The 23,881-nt window shown below is 64.2% G+C and carries 20 protein-coding genes; 14 read left to right on the top strand and 6 right to left on the bottom strand.

The annotated features are described in order from the left end of the window. Nucleotides 1-4: 4 nt before the first annotated feature. From mexE to IF690_RS16500, 3 genes are all read right to left on the bottom strand, one after another. Entirely contained in the window at nucleotides 5-1,261 is a 1,257-nt protein-coding gene (gene mexE, locus IF690_RS16510; protein WP_202696517.1) for a multidrug efflux RND transporter periplasmic adaptor subunit MexE, read from the bottom strand. Nucleotides 1,262-1,518: 257 nt separating this feature from the next. After that, a complete protein-coding gene (locus tag IF690_RS16505) occupies nucleotides 1,519-2,172 on the bottom strand; it encodes a DUF2931 family protein (RefSeq protein ID WP_202696516.1) in 654 nt (217 codons plus the stop codon). Further along, on the bottom strand, nucleotides 2,172-3,749 hold the full coding sequence (locus tag IF690_RS16500; protein WP_202696515.1) for a phospholipase effector Tle1 domain-containing protein: 1,578 nt from the start codon (nucleotides 3,747-3,749) through the stop codon (nucleotides 2,172-2,174). Before IF690_RS16500 ends, IF690_RS16505 begins: the two co-directional genes overlap by 1 nt. A gap of 260 nt (nucleotides 3,750-4,009) precedes the next feature. On the opposite strand from IF690_RS16500, the gene IF690_RS16495 reads away from it, so the two are divergent. From IF690_RS16495 to IF690_RS16460, 8 genes are read left to right on the top strand one after another with little or no spacing between them, the layout of a single operon-like run. Next, nucleotides 4,010-5,326 (top strand): flavin-containing monooxygenase, encoded by a 1,317-nt coding sequence (locus tag IF690_RS16495; protein ID WP_202696514.1) that lies wholly within the window; start codon nucleotides 4,010-4,012, stop codon nucleotides 5,324-5,326. Continuing rightward, a complete protein-coding gene (locus IF690_RS16490) occupies nucleotides 5,326-5,736 on the top strand; it encodes a RidA family protein (RefSeq protein ID WP_007924833.1) in 411 nt (136 codons plus the stop codon). Before IF690_RS16495 ends, IF690_RS16490 begins: the two co-directional genes overlap by 1 nt. Nucleotides 5,737-5,746: 10 nt before the next feature. Then, complete coding sequence (locus tag IF690_RS16485; RefSeq protein WP_202696513.1) at nucleotides 5,747-6,421, top strand: DUF1028 domain-containing protein; 675 nt, start codon at nucleotides 5,747-5,749, stop codon at nucleotides 6,419-6,421. Beyond that, a complete protein-coding gene (gene argE / locus IF690_RS16480; RefSeq protein WP_202696512.1) occupies nucleotides 6,414-7,577 on the top strand; it encodes an acetylornithine deacetylase in 1,164 nt (387 codons plus the stop codon). The genes IF690_RS16485 and argE overlap by 8 nt, the downstream gene beginning before the upstream one ends. Beyond that, on the top strand, nucleotides 7,574-9,097 hold the full coding sequence (locus IF690_RS16475; RefSeq protein WP_502710146.1) for an aldehyde dehydrogenase: 1,524 nt from the start codon (nucleotides 7,574-7,576) through the stop codon (nucleotides 9,095-9,097). Before argE ends, IF690_RS16475 begins: the two co-directional genes overlap by 4 nt. Nucleotides 9,098-9,154: 57 nt before the next feature. Then, a complete protein-coding gene (locus IF690_RS16470; protein ID WP_202696511.1) occupies nucleotides 9,155-10,591 on the top strand; it encodes an APC family permease in 1,437 nt (478 codons plus the stop codon). Continuing rightward, a complete protein-coding gene (locus IF690_RS16465; protein WP_202696510.1) occupies nucleotides 10,588-11,970 on the top strand; it encodes an aspartate aminotransferase family protein in 1,383 nt (460 codons plus the stop codon). Before IF690_RS16470 ends, IF690_RS16465 begins: the two co-directional genes overlap by 4 nt. 54 nt (nucleotides 11,971-12,024) lie before the next feature. Continuing rightward, nucleotides 12,025-13,065: a gamma-aminobutyric acid-binding protein gene (locus IF690_RS16460; RefSeq protein WP_202696509.1), complete on the top strand. Its 1,041-nt coding sequence runs from the start codon at nucleotides 12,025-12,027 to the stop codon at nucleotides 13,063-13,065. A 57-nt stretch (nucleotides 13,066-13,122) separates the two neighbouring features. Here IF690_RS16460 and IF690_RS16455 read toward each other — a convergent pair whose 3' ends face one another. After that, nucleotides 13,123-14,034 (bottom strand): LysR substrate-binding domain-containing protein, encoded by a 912-nt coding sequence (locus IF690_RS16455; RefSeq protein ID WP_025808708.1) that lies wholly within the window; start codon nucleotides 14,032-14,034, stop codon nucleotides 13,123-13,125. A 351-nt stretch (nucleotides 14,035-14,385) separates the two neighbouring features. On the opposite strand from IF690_RS16455, the gene IF690_RS16450 reads away from it, so the two are divergent. Both IF690_RS16450 and IF690_RS16445 read left to right on the top strand, forming a co-directional pair. After that, nucleotides 14,386-15,021: a lytic polysaccharide monooxygenase auxiliary activity family 9 protein gene (locus IF690_RS16450; RefSeq protein ID WP_202696508.1), complete on the top strand. Its 636-nt coding sequence runs from the start codon at nucleotides 14,386-14,388 to the stop codon at nucleotides 15,019-15,021. Between the two features lie 40 nt (nucleotides 15,022-15,061). After that, nucleotides 15,062-16,120, top strand: coding sequence for a chitinase (locus tag IF690_RS16445; RefSeq protein ID WP_202696507.1), 1,059 nt, complete (start codon nucleotides 15,062-15,064; stop codon nucleotides 16,118-16,120). Between the two features lie 252 nt (nucleotides 16,121-16,372). Here IF690_RS16445 and IF690_RS16440 read toward each other — a convergent pair whose 3' ends face one another. Further along, nucleotides 16,373-16,945 carry a LuxR C-terminal-related transcriptional regulator gene (locus IF690_RS16440; protein ID WP_202696506.1) on the bottom strand — a complete coding sequence of 191 codons (573 nt, stop codon included), beginning with the start codon at nucleotides 16,943-16,945 and terminating at the stop codon, nucleotides 16,373-16,375. Between the two features lie 144 nt (nucleotides 16,946-17,089). Here IF690_RS16440 and IF690_RS16435 point away from each other — a divergent pair, with 144 nt between their 5' ends. The 3 genes from IF690_RS16435 to IF690_RS16425 are packed head-to-tail and all read left to right on the top strand — an operon-like array spanning nucleotide 17,090 to nucleotide 21,197. Then, nucleotides 17,090-18,268, top strand: coding sequence for an acetyl-CoA acetyltransferase (locus tag IF690_RS16435; protein ID WP_028682599.1), 1,179 nt, complete (start codon nucleotides 17,090-17,092; stop codon nucleotides 18,266-18,268). Nucleotides 18,269-18,270: 2 nt separating this feature from the next. Next, complete coding sequence (locus IF690_RS16430) at nucleotides 18,271-19,812, top strand: class I adenylate-forming enzyme family protein (RefSeq protein ID WP_202696505.1); 1,542 nt, start codon at nucleotides 18,271-18,273, stop codon at nucleotides 19,810-19,812. Nucleotides 19,813-19,856: 44 nt separating this feature from the next. Then, on the top strand, nucleotides 19,857-21,197 hold the full coding sequence (locus tag IF690_RS16425) for an MFS transporter (protein ID WP_202696504.1): 1,341 nt from the start codon (nucleotides 19,857-19,859) through the stop codon (nucleotides 21,195-21,197). Between the two features lie 247 nt (nucleotides 21,198-21,444). Here IF690_RS16425 and IF690_RS16420 read toward each other — a convergent pair whose 3' ends face one another. Continuing rightward, nucleotides 21,445-22,359: a LysR family transcriptional regulator gene (locus tag IF690_RS16420; protein WP_252189488.1), complete on the bottom strand. Its 915-nt coding sequence runs from the start codon at nucleotides 22,357-22,359 to the stop codon at nucleotides 21,445-21,447. A gap of 269 nt (nucleotides 22,360-22,628) precedes the next feature. Between IF690_RS16420 and IF690_RS16415 the strand changes: the two genes are divergently transcribed. After that, nucleotides 22,629-23,651: a zinc-dependent alcohol dehydrogenase family protein gene (locus IF690_RS16415; protein WP_023965576.1), complete on the top strand. Its 1,023-nt coding sequence runs from the start codon at nucleotides 22,629-22,631 to the stop codon at nucleotides 23,649-23,651. Nucleotides 23,652-23,881 lie beyond the last annotated feature (230 nt).

Raw genomic sequence — 23,881 nt, 5'->3', positions numbered from 1 at the left:
TCCCTTAACCGCGTGGAGTCGCAGCGCTGGCCAGTTTCGCAGCCGCTTCAGGCGCGCCCTTGGCGGGGGCGACTTGAGGCAGGTTGCTGGCTTCCAGGGCTTGTCGTTGTTGCGCCAGGGCGGCGAGGGTTTCCTTGCTGGCCATCGGCACCACTTCAGGGCTGACCGGCGCGCCCGGACGGGCTCGCTGCAGGCCCTTGACGATGATGGTGTCGTCCTTGTTCAGGCCGTTGCGGACAATGCGCAGGCCTTCGATCTTCGGCCCCAGCTCGACGGCGCGGTACGCCGGCTTGTTGTCGGTGTCCATCACCAGCACGAACTTCTTGCCCAGGTCGGTACCCACCGCTTCGTCGTTGATCAGCACGGCGGAGTAGGTGCCGCTGCCCACCAGTTTCAGGCGTGCATAGAGGCCCGGGGTGTAGCTGCCGTCGCTGTTGTCGAACACCGCGCGACCGCGGATGGTGCCGGTCTGCGGGTTGACCTGGTTGTCGACGAAGTTCATCTGGCCCAGGTGCGGGTGGCCTTCTTCATTGGACAGGCCGAGGTAGACCGGGGTGGTCTGGCCACGTTGGCCCTGGCGGGCGAGCTGGGTGTACTTGAGGTACACACGCTCGTCGGCGTCGAAGTAGGCGTAGACCTTGTCGGTGGAGACCACGCTGGTCAGCGGGGTGACGTCGGCGGTCACCAGGTTGCCGGCGGTGATTTCGGCGCGGCTGACGCGGCCGCTGATGGGCGCGCTGACCCGGGTGAAGCTCAGGTTGAGCTTGGCCACGTCCAGTTGCGCCTGGATCGCGTCGACCCCGGCGCGGGCTTCCTGGGCGGCGCTGGTGCGGGTGTCGGCCAGTTCGGCGGAAATCGCGTTGCTGGTCAGCAGGCGCTGGCCGCGCTGGGCTTCATTGGCACTGCGGGTGGCGGTGGCGCGGGCTTGTTGCAGCTGGGCTTCCAGGCGGCGCACTTCGGCCTGGAACGGCCGTGGGTCGATCTGGAACAGCAGGTCGCCTTTCTTCACCAGGGCGCCTTCGGTGAAGGCCACCTGGTCGATCTGGCCGGAAACCCGTGGGCGGATCTGTACGGTTTCAGGCGCCTCGAGGCGCCCGGTGAACTCGTCCCATTCGTTGACCGGTTGCTCCAGCACCTTGGCCACACTGACTTTGGCGGCGGGCATGTTGGCGGCCGTTTGCGGCGCCTTGCCACAGGCGCTCATCACCAGCACAGCCAATAATGCGAGAGGGAAGCGTAAGTGTTTGAGTGACTGTTCCATGGATCATCCGCCAATGTATTTGAGATGGGCGGATGATGCTCGGCAGGGGTTGTATCGCACGAATCGAATGAGCCGAAGGTAACTATCATTCGGAATGATATAAGCGCGATGAAAGCTCTCTAGCTTGCACCTTTAGTTAGGGGGCTATCAATTCCTTAAACGGAATTTCATTGTTTCCAGGATTGCAAGGATGGGAGGCCAGGCCCCTGGTGCTATCGCGAGCCATTGAATATCGATTGGGTAAGTAATGACTTTGCCTACCAGCTGCCATAGGGAATGCCGTACTTCTCTATGTACCGCTTGGAGTTCTCGGGTAGCGGGTAGTAGTGCCCGTTTGATTTACCCAGGTGCGGCCCCAGCGGTTCAATCTCGGCTTGGACGCGGGCGACTTTGATCGGGTGATGACATTCATCCCTTACCCAGACCTGGACAATGCCGCCAGGAGCCAGCCCCAGGTTGACCGAGGCCATGTAGCTGGCGGTTTGCTGTGGCGTTTCCGGGCAACGACGGGCCGTGGTCTTGCGCATGATTTGCCGGGCCTCTTCCGGGATGTCGATCCATACCCGATAAGTTTGTGGTTCAACCACTGATTGCCAGCGTACGAAAATGCGTTTGGGCAGGTCGGCACCGATCACCGATCTGCCATCACCACCAATCTCGCTCCAACCTCTGGCCCATTCCTTTTTATAACCAAGGTTTCCGCCTGACGCAGTCCCACGGGCAGTGCGGTGAAACAGTTTTCCATTGATATCCTCTACTGCGCTGTCTTCAACCCAGACTTTCATGTAGTAGGGTTCAGTAAAGCCAAGTTCCCACCAGGGGCTTTTGGGATCGTTTTTTGCGGAAAGTGGATCACCGGCCAGGCAACCACTTAGCAGCAGTGCGCCCAGCAGGGCGATGAATATTCTCATTACCAAAGCGTCCAGTCAGGTACGTGAGGGTGTTGCACACGCACGGCATCCACCGTGGGGGCATTGATATAGACGACTTTAAGGCTGCCGCCATCCTGTTTGCCAAGCGGGTGGTTCCAGTGGGCCGAGAGATGGATATAACGCAGCTTGAGCATGGTCTCCTCGGCTGGAGTCGTACTGTAGTCACCGGCGACAAATCTGTCACAAAGGGCTTGAAGCTCTTGCGGGATGGCGTAGTCCGGGTCTTGTTCGTCGATGGTGTTGAAGCGTACGCCGTTCTCCTTGGCCAGTTCATACATGACGCGCAGATACACCTTTGCCAGTTTGTTACTCATTGGTCTCTTGAGCTGCAGGCCGGCATACACTCGTTTTTGTCGTAAACCGAGGCGGTCCTGTGAATCCTGCGGAAGAACCGTCGGCTCCGGTGTGACGATTTCCAGCCATTGTGCGGGCCAACCCTCGGCCAACCAGCGCTTTCTCGTCTGTATCGCTTCCCGATAAATCGAAGTTTGGGTCACATCAGTATTGAATGGCACCTCCAGCGCCTGCATCGGACTGACCAGGACACACTCCTGCACCTCATCCAGATAACCACCACCGATATCCGAGTGTGCACCGGGCAGGGTGATCTCGATGTGGTCGGGTTTGACCCGGCTCAGGGCAAAGTTGGCGCGGTACTCGTCGCGGGCGACCAGTTGGACCACCGAGCGAAAGTAGCGACGGTCGAGGTGCAGCTTGATACCTGCGGCAATGGCGCTGCGCACGTTGCCCAGATTGCTCAGCCCGGCAACCGACGGCACCGTATCGAACAGGCCGATAAAGCCCATGTCTAGGTCGTTGCCGTACTGTCGGTTGAAGCGGGGACTGAAGGCCTTAGAGTGGTCGTGCAGAATCAGCTCGAGTGGCCCCAGCCAGCGCACGACTTCATTGGCAAAGTGCCGGGCTGCGGCGGCCCCTCGGCTAAAGCCGAAGGCATCGAAGGTCAGAGAGGTAATTTCGCTGTCAGGGTTCTGCTCGAAGAAAAGACCAAGACGTTGCTTGATCTCGATAAATGCCTTCTGCACACATCCTGATATTCCCGTACCGCCACGCCCCGTTCCCGAGGTGATCACGCTATCTTTTTCGCCAGCTTGCGTGCCGATACCTTCGATATAGATGGAGCGAAAGGCCTGTCTTTGTAGGCCCTTACCTTCAGATTCCTGTTCGGAAAAGTACAAATCACTCAACCGCTTAACATTGCTCACATCATTCCCATAACTGCTCTGCGGATCCTTCATATACGGCTTGCAACTGCCATCGATATCCCTGGCATCGATAGGGTGTTGGGCCCCACAAAGCTGCCCCACGGCCGAGTTGCTGGCGTTGTTGCCGGTACCGTCGAAAAACACGCCGATGCGCAGCGCCACCTGGACCTTTTCCGGCGCTGGCGCAGGTTCCTTGGCGTATTTCTCATATTGGGCCCAGAGTTGTTCGCCGTAGCTGGGTGGGACGGTTTCGGCGGCGCGTTCGGCAGGGCGCTGGTTGGGGTTGGCGGGCCGTAGAAGGCTGGGCATCGGCCCGGGTCCGTTGCTGGCCATGGCGGGTCCTGGTTCGGTCGAGAGGGTCGCTGGAAACCGTACCGGGAATGGCGGGGCAAGGATTTAGGAGGATTCTGCAAGGGGCTGAGCAGGGGCTGATTCTGTTGTAGGGCTGATGCACAGGATCCCCAGATAGCCAGAGAGTTTTTTACTTTCTAGCAACCACAAAAATCATAATTTCGGCATTTTCCTCCTGCTCCCAGAATGCGTCCTACACCTCCCACGGCTGCCTACGTGGGATCACTCAACAGGGCGCAGACATGACAACCCATAAAACAACAATCGACACGCTTGTAGTGGGCGCCGGCCAAGCCGGCGTGGCCATGAGCGAACACCTGAGCCGCCTGGGCGTGCCGCACCTGGTGCTGGAACGCAAGCGCATCGCCGAAGCCTGGCGCACCGGACGCTGGGATTCGCTGGTGGCCAACGGCCCGGCCTGGCACGACCGCTTTCCCGGCCTGGAGTTCGCAGGCCTGGACCCCGATGCCTTTGCCGGCAAGGACCAGGTGGCCGACTACTTCGAAACCTACGCCCGCAAATTCAACGCGCCGATCCGCACCGGCGTCGAAGTCCGGAAGGTGGTGCGTAACGCCAACCGCCCAGGCTTCACCGTGGACACCAGCGACGGGGTGATCGAAGCCCGGCAGGTGGTGGTGGCCACCGGTCCGTTCCAATGCCCGGTGACCCCACCGATCGCCCCGCAAGATCAACGCGTGCTGCAGATGCACTCGGCGGCCTACCGCAACCCGCAGCAGTTGCCCGAAGGCGCGGTGCTGGTGGTGGGCGCGGGCTCCTCGGGGGTGCAGATCGCCGATGAACTGCAACGCGCCGGCAAGCAGGTCTATCTCTCGGTCGGGGCCCATGACCGTCCGCCACGCGCCTACCGCAACCGTGACTTCTGCTGGTGGCTGGGGGTGCTGGGCGAGTGGGATGCCGAGACCATGCAACCGGGCAAGGAGCACGTGACCATCGCCGTCAGCGGCGCCCGTGGCGGGCATACCGTGGACTTTCGCCGGCTGGCCCACCAGGGCATGACCCTGGTCGGCCTGACCAAGGCCTTCGAGAACGGCGTGGCCCGCTTCGAGGCCAACCTGGCCGAGAACATTGCCCGCGGCGACGAAAACTACCTGGCGCTGCTCGACGCCGCCGATGCCTACATCGCGCGCAACGGCCTGGACCTGCCGCAAGAGCCCGAAGCGCGGGTGATGCTGCCGGACCCACCGTGCCTGACCCAACCGATCCTCGAGCTCGACCTGGCCAAGGCCGGCGTCGCCACCATCATCTGGGCCACCGGCTATTCGGCGGACTACAGCTGGCTGCAGGTCGATGCCTTCAAGGACAACGGCAAGCCCCGCCACCAGCGCGGGGTGTCCAGCGAGCCCGGGGTCTATTTCGTCGGCCTGCCGTGGCTGTCGCGCCGCGGCTCGGCGTTTATCTGGGGCGTGTGGCACGACGCCCGGCACATCGCCGAGCACATCGTCAAGCAGCGCATCTACTTCGATTATCGCGACGCCGCGCAGCGTCAAGCCGACCGCGAATCCTCCACTCAACCCGCCAGCCTCATGGGAGCCCGCTGATGCCTACGCATACCCGCATCCGCATGTTCAACACCAAAGACACCTACCCGAACCAGAGCCTGGACAACGACCTGTGCCAAGCCGTGCGCGCCGGCAACACGGTGTATGTGCGTGGCCAGGTCGGCACCGACTTCAATGGCCAGCTGGTCGGCCTCGGCGATCCACGGGCCCAGGCCGAGCAGGCCATGCGCAACGTCAAGCAACTGCTGGAAGAGGCCGGCAGCGACCTCAGCCATATCGTCAAGACCACCACCTACCTGATCGATCCGCGTTACCGCGAACCGGTCTATCAGGAGGTCGGCAAGTGGCTCAAGGGCGTGTTCCCGATCTCCACCGGGCTGGTGGTCAGCGCCCTGGGCCAGCCGCAGTGGCTGATGGAAATCGACGTGATCGCGGTCATCCCCGAATAAGGAGTTCGCCATGACTTTCTCCATCGTCGGCCGCTGTGCCGAAACCGGCCAGCTGGGCATTGCCATCAGTTCGTCGAGCATCGCCGTCGGCGCCCGTTGCCCCTGGTTGCGCAGCGGGGTGGGCGCGGTGTCGAGCCAGAACATCACCTTGCCGGCCCTCGGCCCCCAGGTGCTCGACGGCCTGGGCGAAGGCCTGGCGCCCGCGCAGGCCCTGGACCAGGCGCTGACCCGCAACGGCTACAGCCAGTACCGCCAGGTGGCGGTGGTGGATGCCCAGGGGCGCACGGCGGTGTTCAGCGGCAATCACGCGCTGGGCATCCACAATGCCGTGGCCGGTGAGCAGTGCGTGGCGGCCGGCAACCTGCTGGCCAACAACGCAGTGATCGAGCGCATGGTCGAGGCCTTCGAAAGCAGCGAAGGCTGCCTGGCGGCGCGGTTGCTCAGCGCGCTGCAGGCCGGGCAGGACGCCGGGGGCGAGGCGGGTGCGGTGCATTCGGCGGCGCTGTCGGTGGTCGGCGAGCTGGTCTGGCCGATCGTCGACCTGCGGGTGGACTGGGCCGAGGCCGACCCCATCGGCGAACTGCACACACTCTGGAGCGCCTACGAGCCGCAGTTGCAGGACTACCTGACCCGCGCCCTCAACCCGACCCTGGCGCCGAGCTACGGAGTGCCGGGCGATGAGTGAGCTGCGCAGTCGCGCCTTGCTGGCCAGGCTGGTGGGCTTTGCCACGGTCAGCCGCGATTCGAACCTGGCCCTGATCGAGTTCGTCCGCGACTACCTGCAGGGCCTGGGTGTGAACTGCGAGCTGATCTACAACGCCGAGCGGACCAAGGCCAACTTGCTGGCCAGCATCGGCCCGGCGGTGGCAGGCGGCATCGTGCTGTCCGGGCACACCGACGTGGTGCCGGTGGACGGCCAGCCCTGGACGCTCGAACCCTTCAGCCTGACCGAGCGCGACGGCAAGCTCTACGGCCGCGGCACCGCCGACATGAAAGGCTACCTGGCCTCGGTGCTGGCCGCGGTGCCGATGTTTCTCGCAAGCCCGCTGCGCCGGCCGGTGCACCTGGCGTTCTCCTATGACGAGGAGGTCGGTTGCCTCGGCGTGCGCAGCCTGCTGGAGCTGTTGCCACAGCGCATGCCCCAACCGGTGCTGTGCCTGATCGGCGAACCCACCGAGCTCAAACCGGTGCTCGGCCACAAGGGCAAGCTGGCCATGCGTTGCCATGTGCACGGCGCGCCATGCCACTCGGCCTATGCACCGTACGGGGTCAACGCCATCGAGCAGGCGGCGCGGCTGATCGGCCGGCTGGGGGAGATCGGCCGGCGCCTGGCGGCCCCCGAGCATCACGACGCCCGCTTCGACCCGGCGTTCTCCACCGTGCAGGTCGGGGTGATCCAGGGCGGCACGGCGCTGAATATCGTTCCGGCCGACTGCCGCTTCGATTTCGAGGTACGCGCCTTGCCGGCCTTCGAACCCCAGGCGGTGGTGGACGAACTGCAAGGTTACGCCGAACAGGAGCTGTTGCCGGCGATGCAGGCAATCAAGGCCGACACGGCGATCCGCTTCGAAGCGATCTCGGCCTATCCGGGGTTGGCGACTGCCCCTGAAAGCGCCGCCGCGCAGCTGGTGGCGCAACTCTGTGGCAGCGCGGCCTTCAGCACCGTGGCCTTTGGCACCGAAGGCGGGCTGTTCCATCAGGCCGGTATTGCGGCGGTGGTCTGCGGCCCCGGCAGCATGGACCAGGGCCACAAGCCGGACGAATTCGTCAGCGTCGAACAGATGGCGGCCTGCGACCGGTTGATGGAGCGCCTGGCCGAATACCTCTGCAACCCTTCATGACAACTCATAAGAACAAGGAATCCGCGGTGAAAGACTTCAACGAGTGGACAGCCCTGGCGCAACGCCAACGCCTGATCGACAGCGCCTTTATCGACGGTGAGGCGTGCCAGGCCGAGAGCGGCGCGCGCTTCGATGTGGTCAACCCGGCCACCGAGAAACGCCTGGCCCAGGTGGCTGCCTGCGGTGAGGTCGAGGTCGACCGGGCCGTGCGCAGCGCCCGTCGGGCGTTCGAGCAAGGCCCCTGGGCCAGGATGGCGCCGGGCGAGCGCAAGGCGATCCTGCTGCGCCTGTCGCGGCTGATGCTGGAGCACCGTGACGAGCTGGCCTTGCTCGACTCCCTGAGCATGGGCAAGCCGGTGATGGATGCCTGGAACATCGACGTGCCGGGCGCCGCCCAGGTGTTCGCCTGGTACGGCGAAAGCCTCGACAAGCTCTACGACCAGGTGGCGCCGAGCGCCAGCCATGTCCTGGCGACCATCACCCGGGTGCCGCTGGGGGTGATCGGCGCGGTGGTGCCGTGGAACTTCCCGCTGGACATGGCCGCCTGGAAGCTGGCCCCGGCCCTGGCCGCCGGCAACAGCGTGGTGCTCAAGCCGGCCGAGCAGTCGCCGTTCTCGGCCCTGCGCCTGGCCGAGCTGGCCATTGAGGCCGGTATCCCCAAGGGCGTGCTCAACGTGGTCCCGGGCCTGGGCGAGGAGGCCGGTCGCGCTCTGGGCCTGCACATGGAGGTGGATGCCCTGGTGTTCACCGGCTCCACCGAGGTGGGCAAGTACTTCATGCAGTACGCCGCCCAATCGAACCTCAAGCAGGTTTGGCTGGAATGCGGCGGCAAAAGCCCGAACCTGGTGTTCGCCGATTGCCAGGACCTGGACCTGGCGGCCGAGAAAGCCGCGTTCGGCATCTTCTTCAACCAGGGCGAAGTCTGCTCGGCCAACTCGCGCCTGCTGGTGCAACGCTCGATCGCCGAGGGGTTCATCGAGCGCCTGGTGGCCAAGGCGCGCCAGTGGCAGCCGGGCAATCCGCTTAACCCGGCGAGCCGGGCAGGGGCCATTGTCGATGCGCGGCAGGCGCAGCGCATCAAGCGCTACATCGAACAGGCCCAGGTCGAGGGCGCGCGGCTGGTGTGCGGCGGTCGGCAACTGAGCTTCGACGGCTCGAGCAACTTCATCGAGCCGACCATCTTCACGGGCGTGACCGCCGACATGACCCTGGCCCGCGAAGAAGTGTTCGGCCCGGTGCTGGCGGTCACGCTGTTCGACGACGAAGACCAGGCGGTGGCCCTGGCCAACGAGCACATCTATGGCCTGGCCGCGTCGCTGTGGACCGACGATCTGAACCGCGCGCACCGGGTGGCACGGCGGCTGAATGCCGGAACCGTGTCGGTGAACACCGTCGACGCGCTGGACGTGACCGTGCCCTTTGGCGGCGGCAAGCAGTCGGGCTTTGGCCGCGACCTGTCGCTGCATTCCTTCGACAAGTACACCCAGCTGAAAACCACCTGGATTCAACTGCGGGGCTGAGGGCCCCGAGCGCAGCACCGATCTTCCAAAAAATAGAACAACAAGACGGAGCAACCGATGAACAGCAATGCAAGCGTGCAAACCGGCGTCCTGGCGCCGCCCGCGAGTCGCAAGAAACTCGGCCTTACCGCGCTGTTGGCGGTGGCCATCGGCCTGGTGGTCTCACAAGGCGTGATGGTGCTGATGCTGCAAGGTGTCGGCATCGCCGGCCCGGGCTTTATCGTGCCCCTGGGCCTGGCCTACCTGTTGGCCCTGAGCTACGCCTGTTCGTTCTCCGAGCTGGCGCTGATGATCCCCCGCGCCGGCAGCCTGAGCACCTACACCGAAGTCGCCATCGGCCAGTTCCCGGCGATTCTGGCGACCTTTTCCGGTTATGTGGTGGTGGCGATGTTCGCCCTGTCGGCCGAGCTGTTGCTGATGGAATTCATCATCGACAAGGTCTACCCGCACTCCATGCCGCCGCTGACCGTGGCCCTGGGGGTACTGGCGCTGTTCACCGTGCTCAACCTGTTCAACATCGACCTCTTCGCCCGTCTGCAGACGGTGCTGGCGGTGGTGATGACCGTGGTGTTGCTGGTGATGGGCCTGAGCGCGATGAACAGCGACATCGTCACGCCCAACCCGACGCTGTTCGACAGCGCCCACTGGAACCCCATGGGCCTGGGGGTGATCGCCCTGACGGCGATGGCGGTCTGGGGTTTCGTCGGCGCCGAGTTCGTCTGCCCGCTGGTGGAAGAAACCCGGCGCCCCGAGCGCAATATCCCGGGCTCGATGATGCTCGGCCTGACCCTCATTTTCGTGATCATCAGCCTGTACGCCCTGGGCGCCTTGCTCACCGTGCCCCAGGCGGAACTGGCCAGCAACGGCCTGCCGCATTACCTGTTCGCCACCACGGTGTTCGGCGAGGCGGGCAAGGTGTTCCTGGTGACTGCGGCGATCACCGCCACCTGTAGCACCCTCAACAGTTCGCTGGCGGCGATCCCGCGCATGCTCTTCGGCATGGCCCGCAACGGCCAGGCCTTCGGTGTGTTCAAGCGCCAGGGCAAGCGCACCGGCGCGCCCTGGGTCGCGGTGCTGTTCATCGCCGCGGTCACCGGCCTGCCGTTGCTGCTGATGCACGACCATGCCGACGCGATCAACCAGCTGTTGCTCTCGGCGGCCCTGGCCTGGCTGCTGGCCTACATCATCACCCACCTCAACGTCATCGCCCTGCGCCGGCGCTACCCGCAGGTGGCGCGGCCGTTCCGCACACCGTTCTACCCCTTGCCGCAGCTGTTCGGCATCGCCGGCATGCTGTTGGCGATCTGCAACGTGTCGCCCAGCCCGGAAATGACCTTTTCGATTTTTGCCTACGCAGGCCTGGTGCTGCTGATTGTCTCGATCATCGCCGTGCTGTGGATCAAGGGCGTGATGGGCAAGCCGCTGTTCAAGCCGGAGCCGCTGGCCAGCGTGCTCGGCACCCTCGATAAATACCCGCAAGGAGACTCGCAATGACCGTTCAAGTGAAACCCGTCCGCAGCACCGGCGACTACCAGGCCGCGGATGCCGCGCACCACATTCATGCGTTCCTCGACCAGAAGGCGCTGAACGCCGAAGGACCGCGGGTGATCGTGCGCGGTGAGGGCCTGGCGCTCTGGGACAACGACGGCAAACGCTACCTGGACGGCATGTCGGGCCTGTGGTGCACCAACCTCGGCTACGGCCGCAAGGACCTGGCCGCCGCCGCCAGCCAGCAGCTCGAGCAACTGCCGTACTACAACATGTTCTTCCACACCACCCACCCGGCGGTGGTCGAGCTGTCGGAGCTGCTGTTCAGCCTGCTGCCTGCGCACTACAGCCACGCGATCTACACCAACTCCGGCTCCGAGGCCAACGAGGTGCTGATCCGCACCGTGCGCCGCTACTGGCAGATCCTCGGCAAGCCGCAGAAGAAGATCATGATCGGCCGCTGGAACGGCTACCACGGCTCGACCCTCGGCGCCACGGCGCTGGGCGGGATGAAGTTCATGCACGACATGGGCGGGGTGATCCCGGACGTGGCGCACATCGACGAGCCGTACTGGTTCGCCCACGAAGGCGACCTGACCCCGGCCGAGTTCGGCCTGCGCGCGGCGCGCCAGCTGGAAGAGAAGATCCTCGAACTGGGCGCCGAGAATGTCGCGGCCTTCGTCGCCGAACCCTTCCAGGGCGCCGGCGGCATGATCTTCCCGCCGGAGAGCTACTGGCCGGAGATCCAGCGCATCTGCCGCCAGTACGACGTGCTGCTGTGCGCCGATGAAGTGATCGGCGGTTTCGGCCGTACCGGCGACTGGTTCGCCCACCAGCATTTCGGTTTCGAGCCCGACACCCTGTCGATCGCCAAGGGCCTGACCAGCGGCTACATCCCCATGGGCGGGCTGATCCTGTCCCGGCGCATGGCCGAGGTGCTGGTGGAGCAGGGCGGGGTGTTCGCCCACGGCCTGACCTATTCCGGCCACCCGGTGGCGGCCGCGGTGGCCATCGCCAACCTCAAGGCCCTGCGCGACGAAGGCATTGTCAGCCGGGTCAAGCAGGACACCGGGCCTTACCTGCAGCGCTGCCTGCGCGAAGTCTTCGCCAACCACCCGTTGATTGGCGAAGTGCAGGGCGCCGGGCTGGTGGCGGCCTTGCAGTTCGCCGAAGACAAGGCCAGCCGCAAGCGTTTCGCCAATGAGAACGACATGGCCTGGCGTTGCCGCACCATCGGCTTCGAAGAGGGCCTGATCATCCGCTCGACCCTGGGCCGGATGATCATGGCCCCGGCCCTGGTGGCCAGCCACGCCGACATCGATGAACTGGTCGACAAGACCCGTACCGCTGTAGACCGGACCGCCCGCGAATACGGTCGCCTGTAAGCCCAAAGCGGCCGGCGCGCGCGGGCGCGCCGGTCTATCTAGAGGAACCGCTACATGTCCAGATCCTTGCGTTGCTGTGTTCCCTTTGCCCTGGCCCTGTTGTGCACCGGCGTTTCGGCCGCGCCGCAGAGCCTCACCGTCATCTCCTTTGGCGGTGCCACCAAGCAGGCCCAGGACAAGGCCTACTTCCAACCTTTCACCGCCAGCGGCGCAGGACGCGTGGTCGCCGGCGAATACAACGGTGAACTGTCGAAAATCAAGGCCATGGTCGATGTCGGCCACGCCAGTTGGGACGTGGTCGAAGTCGAAAGCCCGGAGCTGTTGCGCGGCTGTGACGAAGGCCTGTTCGAACGCCTCGACCCGGCGCGCTTCGGCGACCCGGCGCAGTTCGTGCCGGGGACCCTGAGCGAATGCGGGGTGGCCACCTATGTCTGGTCGATGGTCATGGCCTATGACCAGGACAAGCTGGCCAAGGCGCCGACCTCCTGGGCGGACTTCTGGAACGTCGCCGACTTCCCCGGCAAGCGCGGCTTGCGCAAGGGCGCCAAGTACACCCTGGAAATCGCCTTGCTCGCCGATGGGGTCAAGCCGGACCAGCTGTACAAGGTGCTGGGCACTCCCGAGGGCGTGACCCGGGCGTTCGCCAAGCTCGACCAGATCAAGGGCAATATCCAGTGGTGGGAGGCGGGCGCGCAGCCGCCGCAATGGCTGATCGCCGGTGACGTGGTGATGAGCGCGGCCTACAACGGCCGGATCGCCTCGGCGCAGAAGGAAGGCATGAAACTGAGCATCGTCTGGCCGCAAAGCCTGTACGACCCGGAATACTGGGCGGTGGTCAAGGGCACGCCGAACAAGGCATTGGCCGAAGACTTCATCGCCTTCGCCAGCCAGCCGCAGACCCAGAAGGTGTTCTCCGAGGAGATCCCCTACGGGCCGGTGCACCGTGACGCGCTGGCGCTGCTGCCGGCGGCGGTGCAACGGCAGTTGCCCACCGCCGAGGCCAACCTGGCCGGGGCGCGGGCGGTGGACGCGGAGTTCTGGGTGGACCATGGCGAGGAGCTGGAGCAACGCTTCAACGCCTGGGCGGCGCGCTGAACCGGCGGCACCGCCAACCGCAGGAGCGAGTCAATCCGCTCCTGCGCGCCCGGCACTTCAGGCCAGCCAGGCCTTGAACTGCTCCTTGCAGTAATCGACGAACAACTGCGCAGGCTTGGTCAGCTGCGCCCGTTTCAGCCAGCCGGCCACCAGCGCCGAACCGGTGACATCCTCGGCAATCTCCACACAGACCACTTCCTGGCCGTCGTAGGTGCTGTTGCCATGGGGCCTGGTCACCAGCAAGGCAAAGCCGAACCCCTGGCCGACCATGCCGCGGACCATCTCGATCGACGGCGAGCCGAAGACGATATTCGGCGTCAGTTGCAGCTCCTCGAAGATGCTCACGAAGTAGGTGCGGCTGGGTTGCACATCCAGCAGGATCATCGGCTCCAGCACCAGGTCGCGCAGTGACACCTGGGCCTGCCCGGCAAAACGGTGCCCGGCCGGCACCAGGGCATAAGGCCGTTGCGGCGCCATCAGCGCCTCGGTCTCGATGGTGCTGTCCAGGTCGTGCTCGTAGAAGATCGCCAGGTCGAAGCGCCCACCGGTCAAACCCTGTACCAGCTCCTGCTGTTCGCCGTCCTGCAGGCGGATCTCCACCCCCGGAAAGCGTTCGCGAAAACCGGCGATCAACCGTGGCAGGTAGAGCGGGGCGACGGTCTCGAAACAACCGATATCGATCTGCCCGCACACCACATCGTTGTCGGCCAGGGCGTTCTGCTCGAACTCGTGGGCCATGCGCAGCAGTTCCTGGGCCTTGCGGTAGAAACGCGCGCCGCCGGGTGTCAGGGACACGCCCTGGGCGTGATGACGGATCAGCAACTGTACGCCGAAGCTGTCTTCCAGGCCCTTGACCGCCGTGGAGATCGACGGCTGGGCGATATACAGCTTGCGCGACGCCTCGGCGACGCTGCCACATTCGACGGTGGTGACGAAATACTTCAATTGACGCAAGGAATAGGACGCCACAGTGCACCTCTGGCCGATGGTTTTGCTCCACGATACCTGCTCCGCGGGCTGGCACTGCAGCGGATTTTGCTCGGTACTGGGCATATTTTCGCTGGGCAGGCGGACAGTGCCTCAAGGGCTTGCGGGTAGAGGTACGACTTCCAAGTGCCGCCTGGACAGGTAGGACTTTTACTTCAAGCTGGGTAGGATAAATCCGAGCGTACTGGTTGTATATCCAGTGTTTTCGGGCGATTCCTCTGTCAGCGTGTTGCAGAGCGAAAAATGGGTGCGTGGACAAAAAATCCGGCTCGGTTAATTTGCAGACCTCTCCTTTGGAAAGGGAGAGTTTCTTAAATCAATGGAGCAATAAACATGAACCAACCACAAACCCAATCACCGCTTCGCCACGGTCGCGTCACTTCCCCAGCCTCCCGCGGCGCAGTCGCCATCGACCTGGGCCTGCTGGGCGGCTGGCAGGTCAATGAGATGGAAGGCGGCAAGAACTTCCCGGCCCTGGCCGCCGGTCCGTTCCCTGCGCCGTTCGACTCGGACAACCCAAGCGTCGCGCCGCCGGCCGATGGCTTCATCCTCAGCGGTGGCAAGACCGATGCCCGGGACTGCGTCAACTTCACCGACGAGGAAATGAGCAAGAAGCTCAACCGCGCCTTCACCTGGCCGCTGCTCAACGTCGACCCCGGCCAGATCTTCAAGGTGACCTGGCAGTACACCGCACCGCATACCACCCGTGGCTATCGCTGGCTGATCACCAAGGACGGCTGGGATCCGAAACAGCGCATCACCCGCGCACAACTGGAGGCCCAACCTTTCGCCGAGGACTTCTATCCGCAGGTGCCTTACTACAGCCATGCCGGCGAATTGAAGGCCAAGGTCGATCACCAAGTGAAGCTGCCGGCCAATAAAAAGGGCCGTCACGTGATTGTCCTGATGTGGATCGTGGCCAATACCGGCAACGCCTTCTACCAGGCCTTCGACGTCGACTTCAAGTAAGTCTGCGGATCATTCAAAAAACGTTCTGAAGGATTAGAACATGACAAAGATTGACTTTACCCAACTGAAAGCGCCGCGCGATGACGCCGCGTCGCGGATGCCGAGCCTGGACGGCAGGAAAATCCTCATGGGCTACTGGCACAACTGGCCGGCCGGCCCCGCGGACGGCTACCAGCGCGGGCAGTTTGCCAATATGAACCTGGAGGATGTGCCCCGCGACTACAACGTGGTGGTCGTGGCGTTCATGAAAGGCAGCGGTATTCCGACGTTCAAGCCGTACAACCTGTCCGATGCCGAGTTTCGTCGCCAGGTGGGCGTGCTGAATAGCCAGGGCAGGGCGGTGCTGATGTCCCTGGGGGGCGCTGACGCTCATGTCGCATTGAACCCGGGCCATGAACAGCCTCTGGCCAATGAAATCATCCGTCTGGTGGAAACCTACGGCTTTGACGGGCTGGACATCGATCTTGAGCAGAGCGCGATTGACGCTGCCAGCAACAAGATCGTCCTGCCTGCCGCGCTGAAGCTGGTCAAGGATCACTATGCTGCCGAGGGCAAGCATTTCATCATCAGCATGGCGCCGGAGTTCCCCTACCTGACCGCTGCCGGTCGATACGTCGACTACCTCAAGGCGCTGGAGGGCTACTACGACTTCATCGCACCGCAGTTCTACAACCAGGGCGGCGATGGTCTCTGGGTTCAGGAGGCCAACAACGGCAAGGGGGCCTGGATCGCCCAGAACAACGATGCCATGAAAGAGGACTTCCTCTATTACCTGACCGAAAGCCTGGTGAGTGGTACTCGCGGTTTCACCCGGATTGCGCCTGACAAATTCGTCATTGGCCTGCCCGCCAACGTCGATGCCGCTGCCACCGGATACGTGGTCAACCCGACGGCCGTTGCCAATGCGTTCAAACGCCTCCATGCCAAAGGGCTGTCGATCAAGGGGCTGATGACCTGGTCGGTCAACTGGGACAACGGGTTCAACAAGGACCACGTGCCCTACAACCAGGAGTTCAGCCGGCGCTACGGGCCGTTGATCAGCGGTGGCAAGCAGTCCCCGTCAACGCAGGATGAGCCCCTCCCGCAGACCGCCCGCTAGTACTCGGTCAAGGAGCCATCCGGCAGACGTGCCTGATGCTCCACAGCCAAGCCTGTTGATTTGATCGCTGAGGGCAAGCAATGAAAATCCGATGCCGGAAGGCATCGGATTTTTTGCGGATGAGGTCTTCAGAGGCTTTCGAGATGGATGCCGTCAGCCAGGTCCTGGCGCAGGGCGGCAGCGTGGAGGCCCCGGCTATCGGGCCATTGCAGCTGCTGCGCATCAATGCCGGCGACAGGTGTGCCTGGGCGCTCAACTGATGAAGATGATCTTCGACACCAGTTCTGCGCTGTTCTTGGCCTGAAGCTTCTTCATCAGCCGGGCGCGGTGGACTTCCACGGTGCGGTGGGAAATGCCCAGCTTGCGTGCCACTTCCTTGCAGGTCAGGCCATTGACGATATGCAGCGAGATCTCCCGTTCGCGCGGGGTCAACTGGATCATCGGCGCCGGCTGGCGGTCCAGGCGTTCGAAATGCCAGACCATCAGCTTGAACGGATCCTCGGCCGTCAGGGAAAAACCGTGGGCCCGGGCCCAGAACACCTCGCCGTTGCGATGCTGCATGAAGCGCTCGTCGGAGTAGAAGGTGCCGGGCCCGTTGCGCAGCCAGTGCTCGCTGCGTTCGCCGATGCTCTGGTAGTCGGCCTGGGAGGGGTACAACAGCAGGGTCAGGTGGCCCTGCAACTGTTCGCGTTCGTAGCCGAACAGGCGAACGAAGGCCTGGTTGCAGTCGAGCATCCGGCGATGCCCGGTGATCATCTGCGGTGCGGGGGAAACCTGGAAGGCCAGGCGCTCTAGGTCCTGGAATTGCTGGGCGTATACGGTCATCAGGCATCCTGCCTCGGGTTTATCGGTGCGTTCCTTGGGGGGCGGATACTACTTACTGCCGTAGGTAGTTGCCCCAACTAGCGTGTGATTCGGGTGCTGAATCATTGTATGGAATACCCGCTTCAAGGACAGAAGAAAATCACCATGACTCACGATTCCGTATCCATCGTCGCTGCCGCCCATAGCCCTTTCGGTCGCCTGGACGGCTTGAACCTCGAGGACCTGATCGTCCAGGTTACCCGCGAGGCCCTGGCAGACGCCGAGATCGACGCTGGACAAATCGACGCGCTGTTTCTCGGGCACTTCAACTCCGGCCTGGTAGCGGATGGTTTCCCTGCCTCGCTGATGCTCCAGGCCGACCCGCAACTGCGCTTCAAGCCCGCCACTCGCTGCGAGAATGCCTGCGCCTCCGGCTCGGCGGCGATCCAGGCCGGGATCCACGCGATCCGCAGCGGCGCCGCCGAGCTGGTGCTGGTGGTCGGCGCGGAGAAAATGACCGGCAACAGCACCGTCGAAGTCACCCGGGCCCTGGCCGGTGCCGGTTACCAGAACGCCCTCCAGGAGGCTGGCCTGAGCTTCGCCCAACTGTTTGGCCAGGTGGCGCAGCAGTATGCCGACCGCTACCACAGCCCAATGGCCTCGATGGCCATGATCGCGGTGAAGAACCACGCCAACGCCATGGCCAACCCCTTGGCGCAGATGCACCGAGTGATGGACTTTGAACACTGCAACAATGTTTCCCAGGGCAATCCGCTGATCGCGCCGCCACTGCGCCTGACCGACTGCTCGCTGATCAGCGACGGTGCGGCGGCGATCATCCTGGCCTCGCCGCAACGCGCCCGTTCGATGCGACGCCAGGTGGCGATCCGCGCCATGACCCAGGTGAACGACTTCCTGCCCTTGTCGCGCCGCGACGTGCTGGCGTTCGAGGGGCCGAAACGGGCGATCCACGGGGCCCTGCGCCAGGCTGGCGTGACCCTCGGCGACCTGAGTTTCGCCGAGGTACACGACTGCTTCACCATCGCCGAACTGCTGATCTACGAAGCCATGGGCCTTGCGCCCAGGGGCGAGGGGCACCGGGCCCTCGACGACGGCACCGTGCGCCAGGGCGGACGCCTGCCGGTGAACCTGTCCGGCGGGCTCAAGGCCAAGGGGCATCCGGTGGGCGCCACCGGGGTATCGATGCATGCCCTGGGCTTTGCCCAACTGATCGGCAAACCCATCGGCCTGGGTGTGCCCGGTGCCGAGTTCGGCTTGCTGTTCAACATGGGCGGCATGGCGGTGGCCAACTACGCCAGCGTCCTGCAAGCGGTCAAGGTCTGAGGATGAACATCGCCCATTGGCTGCGCGACGCGGCCGAGCGCTGGCCTCGGCGGCCGGCTCTGTTCGAGGGACACCGCCAGGTCGCCGACTACCAGGCATTTGCCGCGCAGGCCCGGGCACGCGCGCTGCAACTGCGCCACGCCTACGGCATTGTGCCTGGCGACCGGGTGGCGCTGCTGATGCAGAACAGCTGTGGTTATCTCGAACTGTTGTATGCCATTTGGTGGAGCGGGGCGGTGGCGGTTCCGATCAACAGCAAGCTGCACATCCTGGAAGCCGCCTGGATTGCCGGCAATGCCGGGGCCCGGCTGATCTACACCGATGAGGGCCAGCGCTTCGACACTGCGACCCTGCCAGCCGGCTGCCGCGAACTGGCCGCGCCCGGGCTGGCCATGCAAGGCCGGGCGCCGGGCGATGAGTTGGTGGAGCCGCACTCGCGGGAGGACACCGACCTGGCCTGGCTGTTCTATACCTCCGGTACCACCGGGCGCCCCAAGGGCGTGATGCTGTCCCATGGCAATCTGATCGCCATGTCCTTGTGTTATCCGCTGGACGTGGATCCAGTGGCCGCTGATGACGCAGTGGTCTATGCCGCACCGATGTCTCACGGCGCCGGCCTCTACAACTTCATCCATGTGCGATGTGGTGCCCGGCATGCGGTGCCGGTGTCCCGGGGGTTCCAGGCGGCGGAGTTGTTCGAGCTGGCGCAGGCGCTGGGCCAGGTCAGCCTGTTTGCCGCGCCGACCATGGTCAAGCGCATGGTGGAGCAGGCCCGGCAGCAGGGTTATTGCGGCGAAGGCATCAAGACCATCGTCTACGGCGGGGCCCCGATGTACCTGGCGGACCTCGCCCAGGCCCTGGACACCTTCGGCCCGCGCCTGGTGCAGATCTACGGCCAGGGCGAATGCCCGATGACTATCAGCGCCCTGTCCCGGGAGGCCATTGCCGACCGCGGGCATGCTGACTGGCCGGCCATTGCCGCCTCGGTAGGGCGCGCCCATGCCTGCGTCGAGGTGCGTGTGGTGGATGCAGCGGGCCAACCCCTGGCCCCCGGCGAACCTGGGGTGATCGCCGTGCGCGGGGCTGCGGTGATGCAGGGTTACTGGGACAATCCGCAAGCCACCCAGGAGGCCCTGGTGGACGGCTGGCTGCTCACCGGCGACATCGGTTTCCTGAACGAGCGGGGTTACCTGACCCTGACCGATCGCAGCAAGGATGTGATCATCTCCGGCGGCAGCAACATCTACCCGCGGGAAGTCGAGGAAGTGCTGATCCAGCACCCCGAGGTGTTCGATGTGTGCGTGGTGGGGGAGCCCGACGCCCTGTGGGGCGAGTCGGTGGTGGCCTTCGTGGTCCTGCGCCCGTCCCACAGCCTCGATGCGCAGGCGCTCGAGCAGTGGTTCCTGGCGCGCATGGCCTCGTTCAAGAAGCCGAAGAAGTACCTGTTTTGCGCCGAGCTGCCGAAAAACAGCTATGGCAAGATTCTCAAGACCCGGTTGCGCCAGTGGTTGCAGGACCCCACGGGGCCCTTGAACAACCTCTGAAGCGCTGCATTTCATGGATAACACGACGACAGGAGTCCCCCGACATGGATGTGTCACCTTCCAACTTCCAGCGCCAGCGGCGCCGAGCCTTCCTCGGCGCCACTTCCGGCCACTTGATCGAGTGGTACGACTATGGCGTCTACGGTTTCCTGGCCCTGTATATAGGCAAAGCCTTCTTCGTCTCCGACGATCCTACCAGTAGCCTTCTGGCGAGTTTCGCGGCCTTTGCCCTGAGCTTTTTCATCCGGCCCCTGGGCGGCCTGTTCTTTGGCCCCCTGGCCGACAAGATCGGTCGACGCAAGACCCTGATCACGGTGCTGGTGATGATGGCCGGTTCCACCTGCCTGCTGGGCCTGTTGCCGACCTACGCCAGCATCGGCATCGCGGCGCCGGTGATCCTGGTGCTGATCCGTTGTGTGCAGGGGTTCTCCGCCGGAGGCGAGATCGGCACCATCACCAGCTTCATTTCCGAGTACGCCGGCCCCGGGCGCCGGGGTTTCGCCACCTGCTGGCTGATGGTCACCGCCGTGCTCGGCCTGCTCCTGGGCGGCGCCGTGGCCAATGGCATGACCTGGGCCCTTGGCGCCGAGCTGATGCAGGATTGGGGCTGGCGGATCCCGTTCCTGATCGCAGGTCCCCTGGGCTTCATCTCGCTGTATATCCGCCTGAAGCTGGAGGACAGCCCGGAATTCCTGGCCTTGCTGCAGGCCGGGCAGACCTCCAAGGCGCCGCTGCGCGAGGTCTGGCGGTGGAGGCGCTCGATCGCCCTGGTGTTCTTCATCATTACCCTGCACAGCTCGATCTTCTACCTGGTGCTGACCTTCGCCTCGACCTACATGTCCAACACCCTCAAGTTCGACAGCGGCACCACCTTGCTCTATGTCTTCGTCGCCAGCCTCTCGGCGGCGGTGGTCATGCCCTTCGGTGGCGCCTTCACCGATCGCTACGGGCGCAAGCCGTTCCTGATGGCGGTCGGTACCCTGGCGACCCTGGCCATGTACTGGTTTTTCAAGGCGGCGCCCAACGCCACCCCGGCCACCCTGTTCTGGCCGCTGATGGCCGTGGCGATCCTGTTCGGGCTCTATGCGTCCTCGACCTACGCCCTGATGAGCGAGCTGCTGCCGACCCGCATCCGTTCCACCGGCATCGCCGTGGCCTACAACATCCCGGTGGCGGTGTTCGGCGGCAGCGCGCCACTGATTTCCACCTGGCTGATCAAGCTCACTGGCGACATCAGCGCGCCCTGGTACTTCTACGTGGCGACTGGGGTCGCGTCGCTGCTGGCCCTGGTGGTGCTGCGCAAGGAGGACTTCGTCGCCTGTACCCACGGCGCCCGGCACCAGGGCCGCGGGGCTGCGCAACTCCTGGTCAATCCGCAAGCTTGAGCCTGCCTGCCGGCGCCGGTCCTTGCTGACTGGCGCAACCCGGCCGCGCGTCGCGGCCTGGCGGCCAGGACGTCGGTATGGGTCAATGGTGGGTAATGGTATCGAGCGGGTCGAACAAGCGCCTGGCTGCAACGTTCGGTGTCAGCCCGGAAACAGGAAAGTCCCGCGAGCGGCCAGTCAGGACTGGCCTCTTTTGTCTATGTCTTCCGGTAATGGCCGTGCACGGGCAGACGATCCGGTTTTTGGATCAAAGGCTGTCCGGATCCCCGAAGAACATCTGAATCCGCGAGCGCAACCAGCGTTCGCCCGGGTCGTTGTCCTGGGAGCCGCGCCAGGCCATGTGCAGTTCGAAGCTGCGCACCGGCAGGGGCGGGTCTTCGGCGCGCACGCCACCGGCGGCGGTCAGGGCGTCGGCGGTGTAGTCCGGCACGGTGGCAACTATGTCGGTGCCGGTGAGCAGGGTGCTCAGGCCGTTGAACTGCGGCACCGCGAGCACCACGTGACGCTTGCGCCCGAGTTTTTCCAGCTCTTCATCGATAAAACCGCTGAGGTCGCCGGCGAACGACACCAGGGCGTGGGGGCGGGCGCAGAAGTCATCGAGGCTCAGGGCACCGGGCATGCTGTCGGCCCGCAGCAGCTTGGGCAGGCTGCGACGCAGCACCTTGCGCTTGGCGTTGGCCGGCAGGTCCTGGGTGTAGCTGACGCCAATGGAAATCTCGCCGGAGGCCAGCAGGGCCGGCATCAGCAGGTAGTTGGCGCGGCGCACCACCAGCACGATCCCCGGCGCTTCGGCGCGCAGGCGCTTGAGCAGCATCGGCAGCAGGGCGAACTCGACGTCGTCGGACAGGCCGATGCGGAACACCGCGGTGCTGGTCGCCGGGTCGAATTCGGCGGCGCGGCTGACCGCGGTGGAGATCGAGTCGAGGGCGGGCGAGAGCAGGGCGAAGATTTCCACGGCCCGGGCCGACGGCTCCATGCTGCGCCCGGTGCGCACGAACAGCGGATCGTCGAACAGGCTGCGCAGGCGCGACAGCGCCGCGCTGATGGCCGGCTGGCCGAGGAAGAGTTTCTCCGCCGCCCGGGTCACGCTGCGTTCATGCATTAATGTTTCGAACACGATCAACAGGTTCAGGTCGACACGACGCAGGTCATTACGATTCATCTTGAGTCCTGGCAGAGTCAGCAAACTTGACGAGAGCGGCCATATGAGAACAATGGCCGGCATGAATCTTACGGGGAAAGGCTGCTACTCTGCACCGGCTAATTGTTTTTTCCTGTAAGGAGCCCTTCGCTCTGGCACGCTGTTTATCGTTGTTGCAGGTGCTGCGGAATCAATGACAGGCATGTCGACTATTAATAGCCGCTGATGGTCTTGGCCAGAAAGCCCAGATAGAGTTCATGGCATTAGAGGTTACTTTGACGAGGTTTGCGATGTCCCGCACGATCCGTTTTCACAAGTTTGGTCCGGCCGAGGTGCTCAAGTGCGAAGAGCATGCGGCCGCTCTGCCTGCGCCAGGCGAAGTGCAGGTGCGTGTCGAAGCGATCGGCATCAGTTGGTACGACGTACTCTGGCGCCAGAACCTGGCGTCCTCCCATGCCCGCCTGCCTTCCGGCCTTGGCCATGAGATGGCCGGCGTGGTGACTGCGGTCGGCGAAGGTGTCGACGACCTGGCGGTGGGCGACAAGGTTGCCAGCTTCCCGGCCGAAAGCCCGAACGATTATCCGGTCTACGGCGAGCTGATTGTCCTGCCACGCTCGGCACTGACCCGCTATCCCGATGTGCTCAACCCGATCGAAGCCGCGGTGCATTACACGCCGCTGCTGGTGGCCTACTTTGCCTATGTCGACCTGGCGCGGGTCAAGCCCGGGCAGTTCGCCCTGGTCACCGATGCCAGCCACTGCGCCGGCCCATCCTTTGTCCAGCTGGGCAAAGCGCTTGGAGTACGGGTGATTGCCGCCACCAAGACCGCTGAAGAACGTGAGTACCTGCTGTCCCTGGGGGCCGAGAAAGTCATCGTCACCGAAGAGCAGGACCTGCTCATGCAGATCAACAAGTACACCGACAACCGCGGCGTCGACGTGGTGTTCGATGGCCTGGGCGGTCCGCAGATGTCGATGCTCGGCGACGTCCTGGCGCCGCGCGGCAGCCTGGTGCTGTACGGCCTGCAAGGCGGCAACCAGACGCCGTTCCCGGCCTGCGCGGCGTTCCAGAAGAACATCCAGTTCTTCGTGCACTGCATCGGCAACTTCACCGGCAAGCCCGAGCTGGGCATCATCCAGGACCAGGTGGCCTTGCAGCGTGCTTTGCGCGACATCAACCAGCTGACGGCGGACCGTGTGCTGCTGCCGCTGAAGACCCGGGTGTTCCCGTTCAACGAGTTCGTCGAAGCCCATCGCTACATGGACGAGTGTCCTTGTCGCGAACGGGTCGCACTGCAGGTCGAACCGGCCTGATCCTGACGCCAGGGTTCGCCATCGCGCACTCTGGCGTTTCTGTCTTCGCGGTAATTCCCTTCCTTGTTCCTGCCTCGATCCCGAGAGGCTTGCGCGCAGTTGCCGACCATGGCCTGTGTTGGGCAGGCCATAGCTGCCTATTGCGCGAGCCGCGACGGATAGATCCCGTCGCGTTGCGGTCAAACTGCCAGTAAACTGCGCAGCACTCACCGAACCATCCATTTCCCGAG

Origin of the sequence: Pseudomonas sp. SK3(2021) (genome assembly GCF_016772375.1) — a bacterium.
GTDB lineage: Bacteria > Pseudomonadota > Gammaproteobacteria > Pseudomonadales > Pseudomonadaceae > Aquipseudomonas > Aquipseudomonas chlororaphis_I.
This window is presented reverse-complemented; position numbering and strand designations above follow the sequence as displayed.

Excerpts from the sequence above, each read along its gene's own strand:
- IF690_RS16415 (WP_023965576.1), top strand. The coding sequence starts at position 22,629 with ATGTCCCGCACGATCCGTTTTCACAAGTTTGGTCCGGCCGAGGTGCTC.
- IF690_RS16420 (WP_252189488.1), bottom strand. The coding sequence starts at position 22,359 with ATGAATCGTAATGACCTGCGTCGTGTCGACCTGAACCTGTTGATCGTG.
- IF690_RS16485 (WP_202696513.1), top strand. The coding sequence starts at position 5,747 with ATGACTTTCTCCATCGTCGGCCGCTGTGCCGAAACCGGCCAGCTGGGC.
- IF690_RS16425 (WP_202696504.1), top strand. The coding sequence starts at position 19,857 with ATGGATGTGTCACCTTCCAACTTCCAGCGCCAGCGGCGCCGAGCCTTC.
- IF690_RS16440 (WP_202696506.1), bottom strand. The coding sequence starts at position 16,945 with ATGACCGTATACGCCCAGCAATTCCAGGACCTAGAGCGCCTGGCCTTC.
- IF690_RS16445 (WP_202696507.1), top strand. The coding sequence starts at position 15,062 with ATGACAAAGATTGACTTTACCCAACTGAAAGCGCCGCGCGATGACGCC.
- IF690_RS16490 (WP_007924833.1), top strand. The coding sequence starts at position 5,326 with ATGCCTACGCATACCCGCATCCGCATGTTCAACACCAAAGACACCTAC.
- mexE (WP_202696517.1), bottom strand. The coding sequence starts at position 1,261 with ATGGAACAGTCACTCAAACACTTACGCTTCCCTCTCGCATTATTGGCT.
- IF690_RS16495 (WP_202696514.1), top strand. The coding sequence starts at position 4,010 with ATGACAACCCATAAAACAACAATCGACACGCTTGTAGTGGGCGCCGGC.
- IF690_RS16450 (WP_202696508.1), top strand. The coding sequence starts at position 14,386 with ATGAACCAACCACAAACCCAATCACCGCTTCGCCACGGTCGCGTCACT.
- IF690_RS16505 (WP_202696516.1), bottom strand. The coding sequence starts at position 2,172 with ATGAGAATATTCATCGCCCTGCTGGGCGCACTGCTGCTAAGTGGTTGC.
- IF690_RS16435 (WP_028682599.1), top strand. The coding sequence starts at position 17,090 with ATGACTCACGATTCCGTATCCATCGTCGCTGCCGCCCATAGCCCTTTC.
- IF690_RS16475 (WP_502710146.1), top strand. The coding sequence starts at position 7,574 with ATGACAACTCATAAGAACAAGGAATCCGCGGTGAAAGACTTCAACGAG.
- argE (WP_202696512.1), top strand. The coding sequence starts at position 6,414 with ATGAGTGAGCTGCGCAGTCGCGCCTTGCTGGCCAGGCTGGTGGGCTTT.
- IF690_RS16430 (WP_202696505.1), top strand. The coding sequence starts at position 18,271 with ATGAACATCGCCCATTGGCTGCGCGACGCGGCCGAGCGCTGGCCTCGG.
- IF690_RS16470 (WP_202696511.1), top strand. The coding sequence starts at position 9,155 with ATGAACAGCAATGCAAGCGTGCAAACCGGCGTCCTGGCGCCGCCCGCG.
- IF690_RS16500 (WP_202696515.1), bottom strand. The coding sequence starts at position 3,749 with ATGGCCAGCAACGGACCCGGGCCGATGCCCAGCCTTCTACGGCCCGCC.
- IF690_RS16465 (WP_202696510.1), top strand. The coding sequence starts at position 10,588 with ATGACCGTTCAAGTGAAACCCGTCCGCAGCACCGGCGACTACCAGGCC.
- IF690_RS16460 (WP_202696509.1), top strand. The coding sequence starts at position 12,025 with ATGTCCAGATCCTTGCGTTGCTGTGTTCCCTTTGCCCTGGCCCTGTTG.